The 16,467-nt window shown below is 58.9% G+C and carries 17 protein-coding genes; 9 read left to right on the forward strand and 8 right to left on the reverse strand.

Features of this window, described 5'->3' with window-relative positions:
- Positions 1-214 precede the first annotated feature (214 nt).
- Positions 215-1,708, reverse strand: coding sequence for an aldehyde dehydrogenase (locus tag RYC17_RS20340; RefSeq protein WP_122281543.1), 1,494 nt, complete (start codon positions 1,706-1,708; stop codon positions 215-217).
- Positions 1,709-1,947: 239 nt separating this feature from the next.
- Between RYC17_RS20340 and RYC17_RS20345 the strand changes: the two genes are divergently transcribed.
- Positions 1,948-2,316 carry a cupin domain-containing protein gene (locus RYC17_RS20345; protein WP_058402729.1) on the forward strand — a complete coding sequence of 123 codons (369 nt, stop codon included), beginning with the start codon at positions 1,948-1,950 and terminating at the stop codon, positions 2,314-2,316.
- 81 nt (positions 2,317-2,397) lie between these two features.
- Here the strand turns inward: RYC17_RS20345 and rpmG are convergent, their stop codons facing one another.
- The gene (rpmG, locus tag RYC17_RS20350; protein WP_002551515.1) at positions 2,398-2,553 is read right to left on the reverse strand and encodes a 50S ribosomal protein L33; all 156 of its coding nucleotides are present in this window, start codon (positions 2,551-2,553) and stop codon (positions 2,398-2,400) included.
- Positions 2,554-2,564: 11 nt separating this feature from the next.
- Positions 2,565-2,798 carry a 50S ribosomal protein L28 gene (rpmB, locus tag RYC17_RS20355; RefSeq protein ID WP_002551514.1) on the reverse strand — a complete coding sequence of 78 codons (234 nt, stop codon included), beginning with the start codon at positions 2,796-2,798 and terminating at the stop codon, positions 2,565-2,567.
- A 364-nt stretch (positions 2,799-3,162) separates the two neighbouring features.
- On the opposite strand from rpmB, the gene RYC17_RS20360 reads away from it, so the two are divergent.
- Positions 3,163-4,749 carry an ABC transporter substrate-binding protein gene (locus RYC17_RS20360; RefSeq protein ID WP_058402728.1) on the forward strand — a complete coding sequence of 529 codons (1,587 nt, stop codon included), beginning with the start codon at positions 3,163-3,165 and terminating at the stop codon, positions 4,747-4,749.
- Positions 4,750-4,906: 157 nt separating this feature from the next.
- Here the strand turns inward: RYC17_RS20360 and radC are convergent, their stop codons facing one another.
- Positions 4,907-5,581 carry a RadC family protein gene (radC, locus tag RYC17_RS20365; RefSeq protein WP_058402727.1) on the reverse strand — a complete coding sequence of 225 codons (675 nt, stop codon included), beginning with the start codon at positions 5,579-5,581 and terminating at the stop codon, positions 4,907-4,909.
- Positions 5,582-5,716: 135 nt separating this feature from the next.
- Here radC and coaBC point away from each other — a divergent pair, with 135 nt between their 5' ends.
- Genes coaBC through argB form a run of 4 tightly spaced genes read left to right on the forward strand, consistent with a single transcriptional unit; the run spans position 5,717 to position 10,958 of the window.
- Complete coding sequence (coaBC, locus tag RYC17_RS20370; RefSeq protein ID WP_316904316.1) at positions 5,717-6,925, forward strand: bifunctional phosphopantothenoylcysteine decarboxylase/phosphopantothenate--cysteine ligase CoaBC; 1,209 nt, start codon at positions 5,717-5,719, stop codon at positions 6,923-6,925.
- Between the two features lie 6 nt (positions 6,926-6,931).
- A complete protein-coding gene (dut, locus tag RYC17_RS20375; protein ID WP_005731629.1) occupies positions 6,932-7,387 on the forward strand; it encodes a dUTP diphosphatase in 456 nt (151 codons plus the stop codon).
- A gap of 51 nt (positions 7,388-7,438) precedes the next feature.
- Entirely contained in the window at positions 7,439-10,024 is a 2,586-nt protein-coding gene (locus tag RYC17_RS20380; RefSeq protein ID WP_316904246.1) for a phosphomannomutase/phosphoglucomutase, read from the forward strand.
- 28 nt (positions 10,025-10,052) lie between these two features.
- The gene (argB, locus tag RYC17_RS20385) at positions 10,053-10,958 is read left to right on the forward strand and encodes an acetylglutamate kinase (protein ID WP_002551508.1); all 906 of its coding nucleotides are present in this window, start codon (positions 10,053-10,055) and stop codon (positions 10,956-10,958) included.
- A 313-nt stretch (positions 10,959-11,271) separates the two neighbouring features.
- Here argB and RYC17_RS20390 read toward each other — a convergent pair whose 3' ends face one another.
- Both RYC17_RS20390 and pyrE read right to left on the reverse strand, forming a co-directional pair.
- A complete protein-coding gene (locus tag RYC17_RS20390) occupies positions 11,272-11,904 on the reverse strand; it encodes a hypothetical protein (RefSeq protein ID WP_058402723.1) in 633 nt (210 codons plus the stop codon).
- 10 nt (positions 11,905-11,914) lie between these two features.
- Complete coding sequence (gene pyrE / locus RYC17_RS20395; RefSeq protein WP_316904248.1) at positions 11,915-12,556, reverse strand: orotate phosphoribosyltransferase; 642 nt, start codon at positions 12,554-12,556, stop codon at positions 11,915-11,917.
- Between the two features lie 82 nt (positions 12,557-12,638).
- Here pyrE and RYC17_RS20400 point away from each other — a divergent pair, with 82 nt between their 5' ends.
- The gene (locus RYC17_RS20400) at positions 12,639-13,418 is read left to right on the forward strand and encodes an exodeoxyribonuclease III (protein WP_002551505.1); all 780 of its coding nucleotides are present in this window, start codon (positions 12,639-12,641) and stop codon (positions 13,416-13,418) included.
- Between the two features lie 69 nt (positions 13,419-13,487).
- Here RYC17_RS20400 and RYC17_RS20405 read toward each other — a convergent pair whose 3' ends face one another.
- Both RYC17_RS20405 and rph read right to left on the reverse strand, forming a co-directional pair.
- Positions 13,488-13,856, reverse strand: coding sequence for a DUF4870 domain-containing protein (locus RYC17_RS20405; RefSeq protein ID WP_044344530.1), 369 nt, complete (start codon positions 13,854-13,856; stop codon positions 13,488-13,490).
- Between the two features lie 20 nt (positions 13,857-13,876).
- Positions 13,877-14,599 carry a ribonuclease PH gene (gene rph / locus RYC17_RS20410; RefSeq protein ID WP_002551503.1) on the reverse strand — a complete coding sequence of 241 codons (723 nt, stop codon included), beginning with the start codon at positions 14,597-14,599 and terminating at the stop codon, positions 13,877-13,879.
- Positions 14,600-14,909: 310 nt separating this feature from the next.
- On the opposite strand from rph, the gene RYC17_RS20415 reads away from it, so the two are divergent.
- Positions 14,910-15,773 carry a YicC/YloC family endoribonuclease gene (locus RYC17_RS20415; protein WP_002551502.1) on the forward strand — a complete coding sequence of 288 codons (864 nt, stop codon included), beginning with the start codon at positions 14,910-14,912 and terminating at the stop codon, positions 15,771-15,773.
- Between the two features lie 13 nt (positions 15,774-15,786).
- Positions 15,787-16,431, forward strand: coding sequence for a guanylate kinase (gene gmk, locus RYC17_RS20420; protein ID WP_002551501.1), 645 nt, complete (start codon positions 15,787-15,789; stop codon positions 16,429-16,431).
- Positions 16,432-16,467 lie beyond the last annotated feature (36 nt).

Genomic DNA, 16,467 nt, shown 5'->3' on the forward strand with positions numbered 1-16,467 from the left:
GAGTCCTGTGGAATACAGAATGCAGGCCGCCAAGGCAGCGTAGGTGGATAATTGTCCAACCTTCGGGGGTCATACCACTCCAGCGTGGGAATGCCGTGCGTGACGCTCCGCGTCACAAATCTGCGCCGCGCCGCAGACGCAAGACCGGACGCGGAACGTCCAGAACGGCGTACCGACGCTGGAGCGTCGGCACGATAGGTGTCACGCTCCTGACTTACAGCTTGATCCAGGTGGATTTCAGCTCGGTATATTTGTCGAAGGCGTGCAGCGATTTATCACGACCGTTGCCTGACTGCTTGAAGCCACCGAACGGGGCAGTCATATCGCCGCCGTCGTATTGGTTGACCCATACGCTGCCTGCGCGCAGTGCTTTGGAGGTCAGGTGTGCTCTGGAGATATTTGCAGTCCACACGGCAGCAGCCAGGCCATAAGGCGTGTCGTTGGCTATCTGTATCGCTTCTTCGTCGCTGTCGAACGTCAGCACTGAAAGCACCGGGCCGAAGATTTCTTCCTGAGCGATTTTCATCGCGTTGTTCACACCGTCGAAAATGGTCGGCTCAACGTACGTGCCGCCGGTCTCCTGCAGAATGCGCTTGCCGCCCGCAACCAGTCTGGCACCCTCGGCGTGGCCGGCTTCGATGTAAGACAGCACTGTGTTCATCTGCTGGGTGTCGACCAGCGCGCCCACATTGGTCGCAGGGTCCAGTGGATTGCCGGGCTTCCAGGTGGCCAATGCCTCAATCACCATCGGCAGGAAGCGCTCCTTGATGGAGCGCTCGACCAGCAGCCGCGAGCCGGCAGTGCAGACCTCGCCCTGGTTGAAGGCAATTGCGCTGGCGGCTGCTTCGGCGGCGGCCTGCAAATCCGGCGCGTCGGCAAAGACGATATTCGGGCTCTTGCCACCGGCTTCCAGCCAGACGCGTTTCATGTTCGACTCGCCTGCGTAAATCATCAGTTGCTTGGCGATTTTGCTCGAACCGGTAAACACCACGGTATCCACGTCCATATGCAGCGCCAGCGCCTTGCCGACGGTATGACCGTAACCCGGCAATACGTTGAGCACGCCTGCAGGAATGCCTGCCTCGATGGCCAGTTGCGCAATACGAATGGCAGTCAGCGGAGATTTCTCCGACGGCTTCAGGATCACTGAGTTGCCGGTGGACAATGCAGGACCAAGCTTCCAGCAAGCCATCATCAACGGGAAATTCCACGGCACGATGGCGGCCACGACACCGACCGGCTCGCGAGTAACCAGGCCCAATTGATCATGAGGTGTTGCCGCAACTTCGTCGTACAGCTTGTCGATGGCCTCGCCGCTCCAGCTCAGGGCTCTGGCGGCGCCAGGGATGTCGACACCGAACGAGTCGCCAATCGGCTTGCCCATGTCCAGAGTCTCAAGCAGGGCCAGCTCTTCGGCATTTTGCTTGAGCAGCCCGGCGAAACGGATCATGGTTTCCTTGCGTTTGGCCGGAGCCAGTCGCGACCAGGCACCCGAGTTGAAGGCGCTGCGCGCACTGTCGACAGCGCGTTGCGCGTCAGCGGTGTCGCAACTGGCGACCTTGGCAAGCATCCGGCCATCGACCGGGCTGATGCAATCAAACGTCTCGCCGGAGGAGGCTGCGGTGTATTCACCTTGAATGAAGGCACGGCCTTCGATCTTCAAATTCTGGGCGCGTTGCTCCCAGTCAGCACGAGTCAGGGTGGTCATTTGCATGTCCTCCTCTTGTTGAATGTGGGTGTGTCATGGTTGATTAAAGACACAATCTGAAATTTTTCAGGAAGGCCGTTACCCTAAACCAGCGGCCCGACAAAACCAATATATTTGACAAAAATAGCCGCTACGGCGCTTTTATGTTGATTTTATTAAACATCTCCGCACGCGCGCCGAGGCACTAACGCACAGCACGCACGTCAAACCCTCAACGCATTCAGGACAAGGGGCCCATTATGAGCATCGAAAGCATCGTCGACTTCAGTGAAGCCAGCACCGCCGCCGAGCACTATCGCCCTGCACCGGAAAAGGTCTTCAAGGGCGATCCGGCACAAACCCTCTACAACCACTACAACAGCCCCTGCGGACAGATGAGCGCGGGCGTCTGGAATGGCGAGCCCGGGCAGTGGCAGGTCAGTTACTCGGAGCATGAGTATTGCGAGATTGTGCAGGGTGTTTCAGTCCTGCGCGACGAGCAGGGCAACGCGAAAACCCTGCGCGCAGGCGACCGCTTCGTGATTCCGGCCGGCTTCAAGGGCACCTGGGAGGTGCTGGAAACATGCCGCAAGATTTATGTGGTGTTTGAACCCACTGCAGATAAATAAGTACCGCCCTTGCAGCCGCGCCAAGAGCGCAGACACAAAAAAACCCGCCGAAGCGGGTTTTTTTGTAGCCGACAGAATCAATTACTTGATTTTGCCTTCTTTGTAGATCACGTGCTTGCGTACAACCGGATCGAATTTTTTGATTTCGATTTTATCCGGGGTAGTACGTTTGTTCTTGTCGGTGGTGTAGAAATGGCCTGTACCAGCGCTCGACACCAAACGGATCAATTCACGCATGATTCTCTCCCTTAAATTTTGCCGTCGCGACGCAGTTCAGCGAGCACAACTTCAATGCCACGCTTGTCGATGATACGCATGCCTTTAGCAGATACGCGCAGACGAACAAAACGCTTCTCGCCTTCAACCCAGAAGCGGTGATGCTGCAGGTTTGGCAGGAAACGACGACGGGTTTTGTTGTTTGCGTGGGAAATGTTATTCCCAGTCACCGGACCCTTACCGGTAACTTGACATACTCTCGACATGCCTCAGCCCTCTAAAACCACATGCCCAACCCGGCATGGGTTGGCCGCTTAATCTCTCAGTCATTTGGCGCCAGGCGCCGCGTTTCTTTAAGGGTCTTACCGGCTACACCTACAGTGAAGGAACCGGGCCCCTAGAAAAGAGCGCTGCTTTATACCAGAAACCCTTGGACGCAACAACAGGCAAAGCACTTTGACCCGAATGAATCCGCTCTGCGCGGCGGTATGCTCAAGCAATGCGGGGGCACAGGCAAATCGACCGCTCGTCGCACCGTGACGATTGTTCTACGCCAGTACATGGTCTAGGGTTAGTCCCTCACCAGACTGCGCCGGCAGATGGGGCCCTTTCTGAATAGGAAATAACGCCATGCGCCTAGCTGCACTCCCTTTTTTGCTTGTTCCGTTGCTGCTTCCGATTGCTGCCCAGGCATCGAGCCTTGTGGTCTGTACCGAAGCCAGCCCCGAAGGCTTCGACGTTGTGCAGTACAACTCCCTGACCACCACCAACGCATCGGCCGACGTGCTGATGAACCGTCTGGTGGACTTCGATGCCCAGAGCGGCAAGCTGGTACCGAGCCTGGCAGAAAGCTGGACGGTCTCCGCTGATGGCCTGACTTACGACTTCAAGCTGCGCTCCGGAGTGAAATTTCATACCACCGACTATTTCAAGCCGAGCCGCGAGCTGAGCGCCGATGATGTGCTGTTCAGCTTCCAGCGCATGCTCGACCCGCAGAATCCGTGGCACAAAATTGCCCAGAGCGGTTTCCCGCATGCGCAATCGATGCAGTTGCCCGCGCTGATCAAGAGCATCGAAGCGCCCGATGCACACACCGTACGCTTTACGCTCAACCATGCGGACTCGACCTTCCTGGCCACGCTGAGCATGGGGTTTGCGTCGATCTACTCGGCCGAATATACCGCGCAACTCCTGAAAGCCGGCACACCGGAAAAACTCAACAGCCAGCCGATCGGCACTGGGCCGTTCGTATTCAAGCGCTTCCAGAAAGATGCCGTGGTGCGTTATGAGGCGTTCAAGGATTATTTCGCCGGCAAGTCTGATGTCGACACCTTGGTGTATGCCATCACAGCGGACGCCAATGTGCGCCTGCAGAAAGTCCGTCAGAACGAATGCCAGATAGCGCTTTCGCCCAAGCCTCTGGACATTAAAGCGGCTAGCGAGGATGACTCGCTCAAGGTCGAGAAGACTGAAGCATTCATGACCGCGTTTGTCGCGATCAACAGCCAGCATCCGCCGTTCGACAAGCCGGAAGTTCGCCAGGCCATCAACCTGGCGTTTGACAAGGACAACTACCTGAAAGCCGTGTTCGAAGGCACCGCTGAGGCGGCCAATGGCCCTTACCCGCCCAACACCTGGAGTTACGCCAAGGACCTGCCCGGCTATCAGCACGATGTCGCCAAGGCCAAGGCTTTGCTGGCTAAAGCCGGTGTGAAAGACGGCTTCAAGACCACTATCTGGACCCGGCCTTCCGGCAGCCTGCTGAACCCGAATCCGAGTCTGGGCGCTCAACTGCTGCAGTCTGACTTGAAACAGATAGGTATTGATGCCGAGATCAAGATCATTGAATGGGGCGAATTGATTCGCCGCGCCAAGGCCGGTGAACATGATCTGCTGTTCATGGGCTGGGCGGGCGACAACGGCGACCCGGATAACTTCCTGACCCCGCAGTTCTCGTGTGCAGCCGTGCAGTCGGGCACCAACTTCGCCCGTTATTGCGACAAGACACTGGACAAGCTGATCGCAGACGGTAAATCAGTCAGTGATCAGGCCGAGCGCAGCAAACTGTATCACCAGGCGCAGCAGCAGATTCAGCAGCAGGCACTGTGGATCCCCCTCGCCCACCCGACGGCCGCAGCCCTGGTACGCAAGGATGTCACGGGCTATCAAGTCAGCCCGTTTGGCAGGCAGGATTTCTACAAGGTGCAGGTCAAGTAAGTCGCCAGAGTGACCCAAGCCTGTCTGTGTGATGTCGTGCCAATGTTTGCATTGGCACGACCTCTCTGAAGACCGAACGCAGAGCGTCCCGAACGGCATTACCACGCAGAGCGTGGGAACGATAAGCCGAATCCCGCCCTATCGCTCCGCGTGAGCGCTACATCAACCCGCGCTCGACCATCGACAATGGCTCGCCGTCGCCCACGATCACGTGGTCCAGCACATGAACATCCACCAGCATCAGTGCTTCCTTGAGGCGCTTGGTCAGGTCGATGTCGGAACGGCTGGGCGTGGTGATACCCGAAGGATGGTTGTGGCAGAGGATCAGGCTGGCGGCGTTGTGAGCCATCGCTCGCTTCACCACCTGGCGCGGATGCACATAGGAGGCGTTGATCGTCCCGCGAAACAGTATCTCGAAGGTCATGACCCGGTGCTTGTTGTCCAGAAACAGGCAGGCGAAAACTTCATGTTGTTCATGTCTGAGCTGAGCCTTCAGGTAGTTGCGCACCTGAGTGGGGTTTTCCAGCGCCGAGTCACGGCGCAAGGACTCGGCCATGTGCCGGCGCGCCATCTCCATGACTGCCTGCAACTGAGCAAATTTGGCAGGCCCCAGCCCGAGCTGGGAGGTAAACGTGGGCAGGTCAGCATCCAGTAACGATCTGAGCCCGTCGAATTGATTCAGAAGATGACGGGCAAGGTCTACGGCGCTTTTTCCGGCCACCCCGGTGCGTAAAAAGATAGCCAGCAACTCTGCGTCGGAAAGGCTCCCCGCCCCCAACTCCAACAAGCGTTCCCGCGGGCGTTCGGCCGCGGGCCAACTGCGAATACTCATAGCACCTCCATGTGTTTGGGCACCGCTGTTGCGGTGCAGTCGCTGTGCTATCTTAGCCCATCTTTTTTGCGCGACGACCTGGCCTGGGGAGGCGTCATGGGCATCGCGTATTCACTCGACCAAAAAGGCAGGTCTATGCAGCGGCTGTATCGAAAACGCATCGTTCTTGGCGTCGGCGGCGGCATCGCGGCCTACAAGAGCGCCGAGCTGGTCCGCCGCCTGCGCGATCAGGGCGCTGAAGTGCGTGTTGTCATGACCAAAGGCGGAGCGGAGTTCATCACGCCGCTGACCATGCAGGCCCTGTCCGGGCACCCTGTGCATCTGGATCTTCTCGACCCGGCCGCAGAGGCTGCGATGGGCCATATCGAACTGGCCAAATGGGCCGACCTGATCCTGATCGCCCCGGCCACCGCCGACCTCATCGCGCGTCTGGCGCAAGGCATCGCCAACGACTTGCTGACCACCATCGTGCTGGCAACCGATGCCACCGTCGCCATCGCACCGGCGATGAATCAGGCAATGTGGCGTGACGCCTCAGTGCAAGCCAATACCCGGCTGCTTGAAGAGCGTGACTTTCGTGTGTTCGGGCCAGCGTCCGGCAGTCAGGCCTGCGGCGATGTCGGCTTCGGGCGCATGCTGGAGGCCGACGATCTAGCCCAGTGCGCAGCGGACTGTTTCCAGCGCCTGAGCCTGACCGGCAAGCATGTGTTGATCACCGCTGGCCCGACCCAGGAAAACATCGATCCGGTGCGCTACATCACCAACCACAGCTCCGGAAAAATGGGCTTTGCCCTGGCCGAAGCGGCTGCGGAAGCCGGTGCACGCGTCACGCTGATCACCGGGCCAGTCAACCTGCCAACGCCGGATCGCGTCTCGCGCATCGACGTGGTCAGTGCCCGCGACATGCTGGCGGCGTGCGAGGCTGCCATCCCTTGTGACCTGTTCATCGCCTCGGCAGCGGTGGCTGACTACCGTCCGGAAGTTGTCGCCCCGCACAAATTGAAGAAAGATCCTTCAAACGGTGACGGCTTGCTGCTGCAGATGGTCCGCAATCCGGATATTCTGGCGACCATCGCAACCCGCCCGGACCGTCCTTTCAGTGTCGGCTTCGCCGCCGAGACCGAACACCTGCTCGACTATGCTGCCCGCAAGCTCAAGGACAAGAACCTGGACCTGATTGTCGCCAACGATGTCGCCAACCCCAGCATCGGCTTCAACAGTGAAGAGAACGCTTGCAGCGTGATTGACCGGGCGTTGCACGCAACGCTTTTTGCCCAGACCAGCAAGGCCAAGATTGCCCGCCAGCTGATCACTTTTATCGCCGACCGCATGAATCAGGTTTAACTACGAATGCACGCTCTACAAGCCAAGATCCTCGACCCTCGCATTGGCAACGAATTTCCACTCCCGGCCTACGCCACTGTTGGTTCGGCAGGCCTGGACCTGCGTGCCATGCTCAAGGAAGATACCGTTCTCGAGCCCGGCCAGACCCTGCTGATCCCTACCGGCCTGTCGATTTACATCGGCGATCCGGGCCTGGCCGCATTGATCCTGCCGCGCTCCGGCCTGGGTCACAAACATGGCATCGTGCTGGGTAACCTGGTGGGTCTGATCGACTCCGATTATCAGGGCGAGCTGATGGTGTCGTGCTGGAACCGTGGCCAGACTGCATTCAACATCGCGGTGGGCGAGCGTATTGCGCAACTGGTGTTGGTGCCTGTGGTGCAGGCGCACTTTGAACTGGTTGAAGCATTCGACGAAAGTCAGCGTGGCGCAGGCGGCTTCGGCCACTCCGGCAGCCATTAATCGTCATTCGGCAAATAATCCGGGTTTGGAAAAAGGCTCAGGGAGAGGTCGGTGAAAGGCAGTCAGCACAGCGCTTCAAAGCACGCTATTGCGGCCGATAACTCTCCTCCGGCTGCGAGCCTGAAAGGGCTTGCTCCAGGCCTTGTGCCTGCGGCAATCGGTCTGATAATCGCCGCGGCGCTGGTCTGGGTTGCGCTGATAACCAGCCCCCAGCAGCAGGATCAGCTTGTTCAGGCATGGGGCGGCAGTCAGGCGGCGGCCATTGGTCTGGCGCTGCATCAGATCAACGCCGACACTCAATCGGCTGCCACCAGCGCAGCACTTGCACAGACGCTTCAGAGCAATGATGCCTCCGCGTTGCTGGCAGCACAGGATCGCTTCACTCGCTGGGACGGCCTGGCAGGCGCGCGGCTTTACCCGAAAGGCCTGGCTGACGTCGATACACAGGGCGCGTTGCCGGTAAGCTTTGCCACGCTGGATATGCTCAACAAGGCTGCACAAGGCGAAGTCGTTGCCCCGGAGGCTCGCAAGGTGGGCGAGCGCTGGTTGATCTACAGTGCTGCACCGGTACGTGCCGCGCCAACTCAGCCGGTGGTGGGCACACTGCTGCTGGCCTTTGACCTGCAGCGCTTGCTCAATGCCTTGCCCGCACTGCCTGCCGAGGCCGGACAAGTGGTGCTCAGCCAGCAGTTCGGTAGCGGACCTGCACAGGTTTTCCTGCAGCGCGGTCAGGCAGACGGCGGCAAACCCCAGGTGTTCGATACCGGCTATTCCGGCTGGAAACTCGACTTCACGCCCGGTCCCGGCCTGAAAACTTCGCCTTCCGTCGTGCTTTTGCTGCTGGCGCTGGTTATTGCTGCAGCAGGCGTACTGCTTGGCTTGCATCGCAGCGAGAGAACTCTGCAACGGCGTATTTGCGCCGACGCACGACAACTGGATCAGTTGCTCCAAGAACTCTCACGCGGAAAAGCCGTCAAACCCTTCGGTTTGAGCCTCCCGGCCCTAAGTGGTCTGGCCCAGGCCCTTGCTCGTGTCTCGCTTCGCAGTCAACCCCAGGCAGTGCCTGTGCCGGTTGTCGGTGAGCAGCGCGATGCAGATATTGCCAAAGGCAGTGCTTCGTCCACAGTGGCTGCATCACGCACCGACTGGACCGATCCACTGTTTCAAGATACCGATATCCTTGATATCGACCTTCTCGACGAAAACCAGGACTTCCTGAGATCGGAGCATTCCCTCGCTATGAACAGCCCAGCATCCGTGGCACCCAACCTTCCCGAGACTATTTTCCGCGCCTACGACATCCGTGGCGTGGTAGGGGACACCCTCAACGCTGAAACGGCTTACTGGATCGGCCGCGCCATCGGCTCCGAAAGCCTGGCGCAGAACGAACCCAACGTCAGCGTCGGTCGCGATGGTCGCCTTTCCGGCCCGGAACTGGTGCAGCAACTGATTCAAGGCTTGCACGACAGCGGCTGCCATGTGAGCGATGTGGGCCTGGTGCCGACACCTGCGCTGTATTACGCCGCCAACGTGCTGGCAGGCAAGACCGGTGTGATGCTGACCGGCAGCCACAACCCCAAGGACTACAACGGCTTCAAGATCGTCATCGCGGGCGATACCCTGGCCAACGAGCAGATCCAGGCGCTGCATGAGCGTATCAAGACCAACAACCTGACTTCGCAGAAAGGCAGCATCACCAAAGTCGACATCCTTGATCGCTACTTCAAGCAGATCAAGGATGACATCGTCATGGCCCGCAAGTTGAAGGTCGTGGTCGACTGCGGCAACGGCGCGGCAGGCGTTATCGCCCCACAACTGATCGAAGCACTGGGCTGTGAAGTGATCTCGCTGTTCGCGGAAGTGGACGGCAATTTCCCCAACCACCACCCGGACCCGGGCAAGCTGGAAAACCTGCAGGACCTGATCGCCAAGGTCAAGGAAACCGGTGCCGATCTGGGTCTGGCGTTCGACGGTGACGGTGACCGTGTCGGTGTCGTGACCAACGAGGGTAATGTGGTTTACCCGGATCGCCTGTTGATGCTGTTCGCGCTGGACGTGCTCAAGCGCAACCCGGGTGCCGACATCATTTTCGACGTCAAATGCACACGTCGCCTGACTCCGCTGATTCGCGAGCATGGCGGTCGTCCGGTCATGTGGAAAACCGGCCACTCGCTGATCAAGAAAGAAATGAAAAAGAGCGGCGCGCTGCTCGCGGGTGAAATGAGCGGCCACATCTTCTTCAAGGAGCGCTGGTTCGGTTTCGACGACGGTATCTACAGCGCGGCACGTCTGCTGGAGATCCTCAGCCAGGAGTCGGCCAATGCCGAAGACCTGTTCGAAACGTTCCCGAACGATATTTCGACGCCTGAAATCAACATCAAGGTGACGGATGTCACCAAGTTCAGCATCATCAAGGCCCTTGAAACCGATGCGCAGTGGGGCGACGCCAAACTGACCACCATCGACGGTGTCCGTGTGGACTATCCGAAGGGTTGGGGTCTGGTCCGTGCGTCCAATACCACGCCGGTACTGGTGCTACGCTTCGAGGCCGAAACCGAGGCTGAGTTGCAGCGCATCAAGGACGTGTTCCACGCTGAGCTGAAAAAAGTTGCGCCGGATCTCGACCTGCCATTTTGATTGTTTTTCCTTTTGACTGGAGCCCTGAATGACCCTCGAACGCGATGCCGCCTCTAATGTAGCCAAGGTCCTTTCCGAAGCGCTGCCTTACATTCGCCGCTTTGTCGGCAAGACGCTGGTTATCAAGTACGGCGGCAACGCCATGGAGAGCGAAGAGCTGAAAACCGGCTTTGCGCGCGACATCGTGTTGATGAAAGCGGTGGGTATCAACCCGGTGGTGGTTCACGGCGGCGGGCCGCAGATCGGTGATCTGCTCAAGCGCCTGTCCATCGAGAGCCACTTCATCGATGGCATGCGCGTGACCGATGCGCAGACCATGGATGTGGTGGAGATGGTGCTGGGTGGCCAGGTCAACAAGGACATCGTCAACCTGATCAACCGTCACGGCGGCAGCGCCATTGGCCTGACCGGCAAGGACGCCGAGCTGATTCGTGCGAAGAAGCTCACCGTCACGCGCCAGACGCCGGAAATGACCAAGCCTGAAATCATCGACATCGGTCAGGTCGGTGAAGTGGTCGGAGTCAATACCGGGCTGCTCAACATGCTGGTCAAAGGGGATTTCATTCCGGTCATCGCGCCTATCGGCGTGGGCCCGGATGGCGAGTCGTACAACATCAACGCCGACCTGGTCGCAGGCAAGGTTGCCGAGGCTCTCAAGGCCGAGAAGCTGATCCTGCTGACCAACATTGCGGGTTTGATGAACAAGCAGGGCGAAGTCCTGACCGGCCTGACCACCGAACAGGTCGACGGCCTGATCGCCGACGGCACGATCTACGGCGGTATGCTGCCGAAGATCCGTTGCGCGCTGGAAGCGGTTCAGGGCGGGGTCAATAGCTCGCACATCATCGATGGACGAGTGCCTAATGCGGTCTTGCTGGAAATCTTCACCGACAGCGGTGTCGGCACCCAGATCACCAACCGCAAGCGGCACTGATTCAGACGCAACACCCAAAGGCCTCGTGAGCTAACCCTCACGGGGCCTTTTTGTTGGTTGATGATGATCGCTGACTATCGTTCCCACGCTCCAGCGTGGTAACGCCATTCTGGACGCTCTGCGTCCGCTCATGAATTAAGCGGCGCGGCGCAGATTTGTGACGCAGAGCGTCACGACAGGCATTCCCACGCTGGAGCGTGAGGAACGATAGGTGTCTGGCTTCGACCCCTTTCGCGAACAAGTTCGCTCCTACGGCCTTCGGCCAGAATCAAAAACAGGCGTGGGCATGAGCTTCTGGACGCTCTGCGTCCGGTCATTGAGTCAGGCGCTGGACGCGGGCGCGGTCGACGGCGAAATCTGCTTCAGCCTTAACGCGTGCGGCCTGATACCCGGCGATATCGGTTTGCAGCTTCTGCTGCTGATCGCGCAAGTCATTCAGCTGATCGACCAGCCCCTGCTGAACCGGACGTCCCGCGCGCTCCAAGTCGGCTGCCTGGCCTTGCAGGTTGCGCTGCTGAGCCGCCAACCCCTGAATATTGCCTTGGGCGACGCCAATCAGCGCATCCAGCTCGGCCAGTTTGCGGGCCTTGACGCGGTCCACCTCAGCGACGCTGCTGTAGAGGCTTAACAGCTGTGCATCGGCAGCGGCCTGGCGTTTTTCTGCTTCGGATTGGCGAATCTGCTCGGCCGTTGGCGCAGGCGGTACGACCTGAACCACCCGACCACGACTGTTGAGCACTTCATAGCCTTTGGCAACGTAGTCGGGCGGCACGCCTTGCGTATCGATCACGGTCACGCCACGGCTGTCGACGTAGCGATAAAGTCGAGCTTCAGGCGCATCAGCCGCTTGAGCGAGCAAGGGCGCAAGCATGCCAAGAGCCAGCCAGAACCCCAAAACGCTCAGTACGCCTGAAACCGAAGCCCGCTCCGTGCCGCTGACTGCCATAGGCTCGTCCTCAGATTCCGTATTGCGCGCGATAGGCTTCGACGGCAGGCAGATGCTGCTTGAGCTGCGGATCGTCGGCCAGGAACTCAAGCACTTGATTCAACGACACGATACTCACTACTGGGATGCCGAAGTCACGCTCGACCTCTTGAATCGCCGACAGCTCGCCATTGCCGCGCTCTTGGCGATTGAGGGCAATCAGGACACCTGCCGCAGTCGCGTTCTGGTCCTTGATGATCTGCATGACTTCACGGATCGCCGTACCCGCCGTGATCACGTCATCGATGATCAGCACGTTACCGGTCAGCGGGGACCCCACCAGGCTGCCGCCCTCGCCGTGTGCTTTGGCTTCCTTGCGGTTGAAACACCACGGTAGATCACGGTCATGATGCTCGGCCAGCGCCACGGCAGTGGCCGAGGCGAGCGGAATACCCTTGTAGGCCGGGCCGAACAGAACGTCGAAGGCAATACCGCTTTCAACCACCGCTGCTGCGTAGAAACGCCCCAGCTGTGCCAGTGCGGAACCGGTGTTGAACAGCCCGGCATTGAAGAAGTACGGGCTGGTGCGCCCGGACTTGAGAGTGAACTCACCGAAGCGCAGAACACCGCGATCGATGGCAAAACGAATGAAATCGCGCTGATACGCTTGCATGGAAAAAGCTCCGGATACCACGGATTTAGCTAATTAGGTAGAGCTCGGGTATCATACACGCACGTGATTTTTGGGGCCATTTATGCGGATCATCAGTGTGAACGTAAATGGCATTCAGGCTGCAGTCGAGCGTGGTTTGCTCAGCTGGCTGCAAGCTCAGAATGCCGACGTCATCTGCTTACAGGACACCCGCGCCTCCACCTTTGAACTGGATGATCCAGCCTTTCAGCTGGATGGTTACTTCCTCTATGCCTGCGAAGCCGAGGTTCCCGCTCAGGGTGGTGTGGCGCTTTATTCGCGGTTGCAGCCGAAGGCGGTAATCAGCGGCCTCGGTTTCGAGACAGCCGACCGCTACGGGCGCTACCTGCAAGCAGATTTCGACAAGGTCAGTATCGCTACCCTGCTCTTTCCGTCAGGGATGAATGGTGATGAAGACCTGAATCAGAAATTCAAGCTCATGGACGATTTCGGCAAGTACATGGACAAGCAACGCCGCAAGCGTCGCGAATACATCTATTGCGGATCGCTCTATGTCGCGCAGCAGAAGCTCGACATCAAGAACTGGCGTGACAGCCAGCAGTCTCCTGGCTTCCTGGCGCCCGAACGCGCCTGGATGGACGAGATTGTCGGCACCATGGGCTATGTAGATGCCCTGCGTGAAGTCAGCCGCGAAGGTGATCAGTACAGCTGGTGGCCGGATAACGAACAGGCCGAGATGCTGAATCTGGGCTGGCGCTTCGATTATCAGATCCTGACTCCAGGTCTGCGCCGCTTCGTGCGCAGCGCCCGTCTGCCACGCCAGCCGCGCTTCTCGCAACACGCGCCGCTGATCGTGGATTACGACTGGACCCTGACTATCTGATAGCCAGGCGAACAGCGCACACGAAAAAGCCGACTTCAAGTCGGCTTTTTGCGTTGCTCGCGCTATGCGTTATTTCAACAGGCGCCAGGTGAAGGGGTAACGATATTCCAGTCCGTTGTTTGCCTTCACCCCGGCGATAACCGTGAGTATGAAAGCACCAAGGCACACCAGCATGAACAGTGCGATGCCGATTACCACGAACATCAGCATTATGCATATCAGGCCTGCAATCGCGGCAGTGATCTGAAAGTTCAGCGCTTCTTTGCCCTGCGAATCAATGAACGGGTCTGTCTCCCTCTTCATTTGCCAGAGAATCAATGGCGCAAGGAGATTGCCAAAGGGGAAGACCAGCCCAATGAGAGCGGATAAATGACAGAACATCGCCCACTGACGGGCTTCCCGGCTGGGTTTGTACAAGGGCTGCGGACTGTCATTCATCATCAAACGCTCCTTATTTATCAATCGGCCAGTGCGGCACGCTGCAGTTCAAACAACTCGGTAATGCCCTTCTGTGCCAGCGCCAGCATCGCGTTCAGCTCTTCAGGCTGGAATGGCGCGCCTTCGGCAGTGCCCTGAACTTCAATGAAACCGCCTGCACTGGTCATGACCACGTTCAGGTCGGTTTCGGCAGCCGAGTCTTCGAGGTAGTCCAGGTCGAGCACTGGCTCACCCTGATACATGCCGACCGAAACGGCCGCGATCATCTGCTTGAGCGGGTCGCCGCCTTTCAGGCCGCCGCGCTTCTTGATCACCTTCAGCGCATCCGCCAGAGCAACCATCGCACCGGTAATAGAAGCCGTACGAGTGCCACCGTCAGCCTGAATGACATCGCAATCGACGTACAGGGTAACGTCGCCCAACTTGGACATGTCCAGCGCAGCGCGCAGCGAGCGACCGATCAGGCGCTGGATTTCGAGTGTACGACCACCCTGCTTGCCGCGGCTGGCTTCACGCTGGTTACGCTCGCCGGTCGCGCGCGGCAGCATGCCGTACTCGGCAGTCAGCCAACCCTGGCCCTGCCCCTTGAGGAAGCGTGGTACGCCGTTTTCGACGCTGACGGTGCAGATCACCTTGGTATCACCAAACTCGACCAGTACAGAACCCTCGGCGTGTTTGGTGTAGTTGCGGGTGATGCGGATCGAGCGGAGCTGATCGGCGGCGCGACCACTTGGACGTTTCATCTGGGATACCTGTACTGAGACGGAAAACTGCTGGGCATTATAGAGGTCACAGCTGCTACTGGGCATCTCTAAAAGCCACCAATGCCGATTTGCTCCGAATAGGAGGCTCTGGATCAACGCTTCCGACGCTCTCGCGTGATCGCCGCGAATGCCTTGCGTCACTTGTCACGCTGCCGGATTGGGAGCCTGCGTCGCACTGCGCTACAATCCTGCGCCTCTGCAGCCAGTCGGCTTTCACGACACCCATGAACGCCGAGCCTGTGCATTCATGGGTTGAATCACGTTCCTGAATCGATAAGAGGTACTTCCCATGGTGCACAGCATGACTGCCTTTGCCCGCGTAGAGCGAGCCGGTGCCCAAGGCACACTGAGCTGGGAACTGCGCTCGGTCAATCACCGCTATCTGGAGCCGCACCTGCGCCTGCCGGAGTCGTTCCGTGATCTGGAAGGTGCGATTCGCGAAGCGCTGCGTCAGGGGCTGTCGCGCGGCAAGGTCGAATGCACATTGCGTTTTGTCGAGGAAACCGCTGGCAAACCGCTGCAAGTGGATCTTGAGCGTGCAGGCCAGTTGATCGCCGCAGCCGAATCGGTTGCCGGCCTGATCAAACAGCCTGCCGCGCTGAACCCCCTTGAAGTTCTGGCATGGCCCGGCGTACTTGTGGCTGATGCCAGCGATCCGCAGGTGTTGAACACCGAAGCACTGAAGCTGTTCAATGATGCGCTGACTGAATTGAAGAGCGGGCGCGGGCGCGAAGGTGCAGACCTGGCCAGACTGCTTGATGACCGGCTGTCTTCCATCGTCGAGGAGGTTGCCACCCTGCGCACCCTGGTGCCGCAGATGCTGGCAACTCAGCGCCAGAAAGTACTGGATCGCTTTGCTGACATGAAAGCCGAACTCGACCCTCAGCGTCTGGAGCAGGAAATGGTTCTGTTGGCACAGAAAAGCGATGTTGCCGAAGAACTGGACCGCCTCAGCACACACGTCACCGAAGTGCGTCGCGTACTCAAGGCTGGCGGTCAGGCAGGCCGGCGCCTTGATTTCCTGATGCAAGAGCTTAACCGCGAAGCGAATACACTGGGCTCCAAGGCCTTTGACCCACGCAGCACGCAGGCTGCCGTCAACCTTAAAGTGTTGATCGAGCAGATGCGCGAGCAAGTGCAGAATATTGAGTAAGGCTGAACCTGACATGACCCATATCACTGGCACCCTGTATATCATTTCCGCCCCGTCCGGCGCGGGCAAGACAAGCCTGGTCAAGGCCCTGATGGACGCCCAGCAAGAGCCTCAGCACGGCGCGCAGGCGAAGATCCGCGTCTCGGTCTCGCACACCACACGGGCCATGCGCCCCGGCGAAGTGAACGGCGTGAACTACAACTTCGTCGATCGTGCCGAGTTCGTGCGCATGATCGAGCACGGCGACTTTCTTGAGCAGGCCGAAGTCTTCGGCAATCTGTATGGCACCTCGCAGAGCCACCTTCAGCAGACCCTGGACGAAGGCCACGACCTGATTCTGGAAATCGACTGGCAGGGTGCCCGGCAGGTTCGTGCGCAAATGCCGCAGGCCCGGTCGATCTTCATTCTGCCGCCTACCCAGCAGGCATTGCGTCAGCGCCTGACCAATCGCGGCCAGGACAGTGACGAGATCATTGAAGCGCGGATGCGTGAAGCGGTCAGCGAAATGAGCCACTACAACGAGTATGAATACGTTGTGGTCAATGACGATTTTGCCGGTGCACTGGAAGACCTCAAGGCGATATTCCGCGCCAATCGCCTGACCCAGCAGCATCAGCAAGAGCAATACAGCGAGCTTTTTCAGGAGTTGCTGGCTTGATCGAGTCGTTTCCAGACATCAGGCAACAGGTTAAAA

The organism is Pseudomonas syringae group sp. J248-6 (assembly GCF_032586995.1).
Lineage (GTDB): Bacteria > Pseudomonadota > Gammaproteobacteria > Pseudomonadales > Pseudomonadaceae > Aquipseudomonas > Aquipseudomonas amygdali.

Bases quoted from the DNA above. Each gene is read 5' to 3' on its own strand.
- rpmG (WP_002551515.1), bottom strand. From the start codon at position 2,553: ATGCGTGAATTGATCCGTTTGGTGTCGAGCGCTGGTACAGGCCATTTC.
- RYC17_RS20405 (WP_044344530.1), bottom strand. From the start codon at position 13,856: ATGAATGACAGTCCGCAGCCCTTGTACAAACCCAGCCGGGAAGCCCGT.
- RYC17_RS20400 (WP_002551505.1), top strand. From the start codon at position 12,639: ATGCGGATCATCAGTGTGAACGTAAATGGCATTCAGGCTGCAGTCGAG.
- RYC17_RS20390 (WP_058402723.1), bottom strand. From the start codon at position 11,904: ATGGCAGTCAGCGGCACGGAGCGGGCTTCGGTTTCAGGCGTACTGAGC.
- coaBC (WP_316904316.1), top strand. From the start codon at position 5,717: ATGCAGCGGCTGTATCGAAAACGCATCGTTCTTGGCGTCGGCGGCGGC.
- RYC17_RS20360 (WP_058402728.1), top strand. From the start codon at position 3,163: ATGCGCCTAGCTGCACTCCCTTTTTTGCTTGTTCCGTTGCTGCTTCCG.
- RYC17_RS20345 (WP_058402729.1), top strand. From the start codon at position 1,948: ATGAGCATCGAAAGCATCGTCGACTTCAGTGAAGCCAGCACCGCCGCC.
- dut (WP_005731629.1), top strand. From the start codon at position 6,932: ATGCACGCTCTACAAGCCAAGATCCTCGACCCTCGCATTGGCAACGAA.
- pyrE (WP_316904248.1), bottom strand. From the start codon at position 12,556: ATGCAAGCGTATCAGCGCGATTTCATTCGTTTTGCCATCGATCGCGGT.
- RYC17_RS20340 (WP_122281543.1), bottom strand. From the start codon at position 1,708: ATGACCACCCTGACTCGTGCTGACTGGGAGCAACGCGCCCAGAATTTG.
- argB (WP_002551508.1), top strand. From the start codon at position 10,053: ATGACCCTCGAACGCGATGCCGCCTCTAATGTAGCCAAGGTCCTTTCC.
- radC (WP_058402727.1), bottom strand. From the start codon at position 5,581: ATGAGTATTCGCAGTTGGCCCGCGGCCGAACGCCCGCGGGAACGCTTG.
- rph (WP_002551503.1), bottom strand. From the start codon at position 14,599: ATGAAACGTCCAAGTGGTCGCGCCGCCGATCAGCTCCGCTCGATCCGC.
- gmk (WP_002551501.1), top strand. From the start codon at position 15,787: ATGACCCATATCACTGGCACCCTGTATATCATTTCCGCCCCGTCCGGC.
- RYC17_RS20415 (WP_002551502.1), top strand. From the start codon at position 14,910: ATGGTGCACAGCATGACTGCCTTTGCCCGCGTAGAGCGAGCCGGTGCC.
- rpmB (WP_002551514.1), bottom strand. From the start codon at position 2,798: ATGTCGAGAGTATGTCAAGTTACCGGTAAGGGTCCGGTGACTGGGAAT.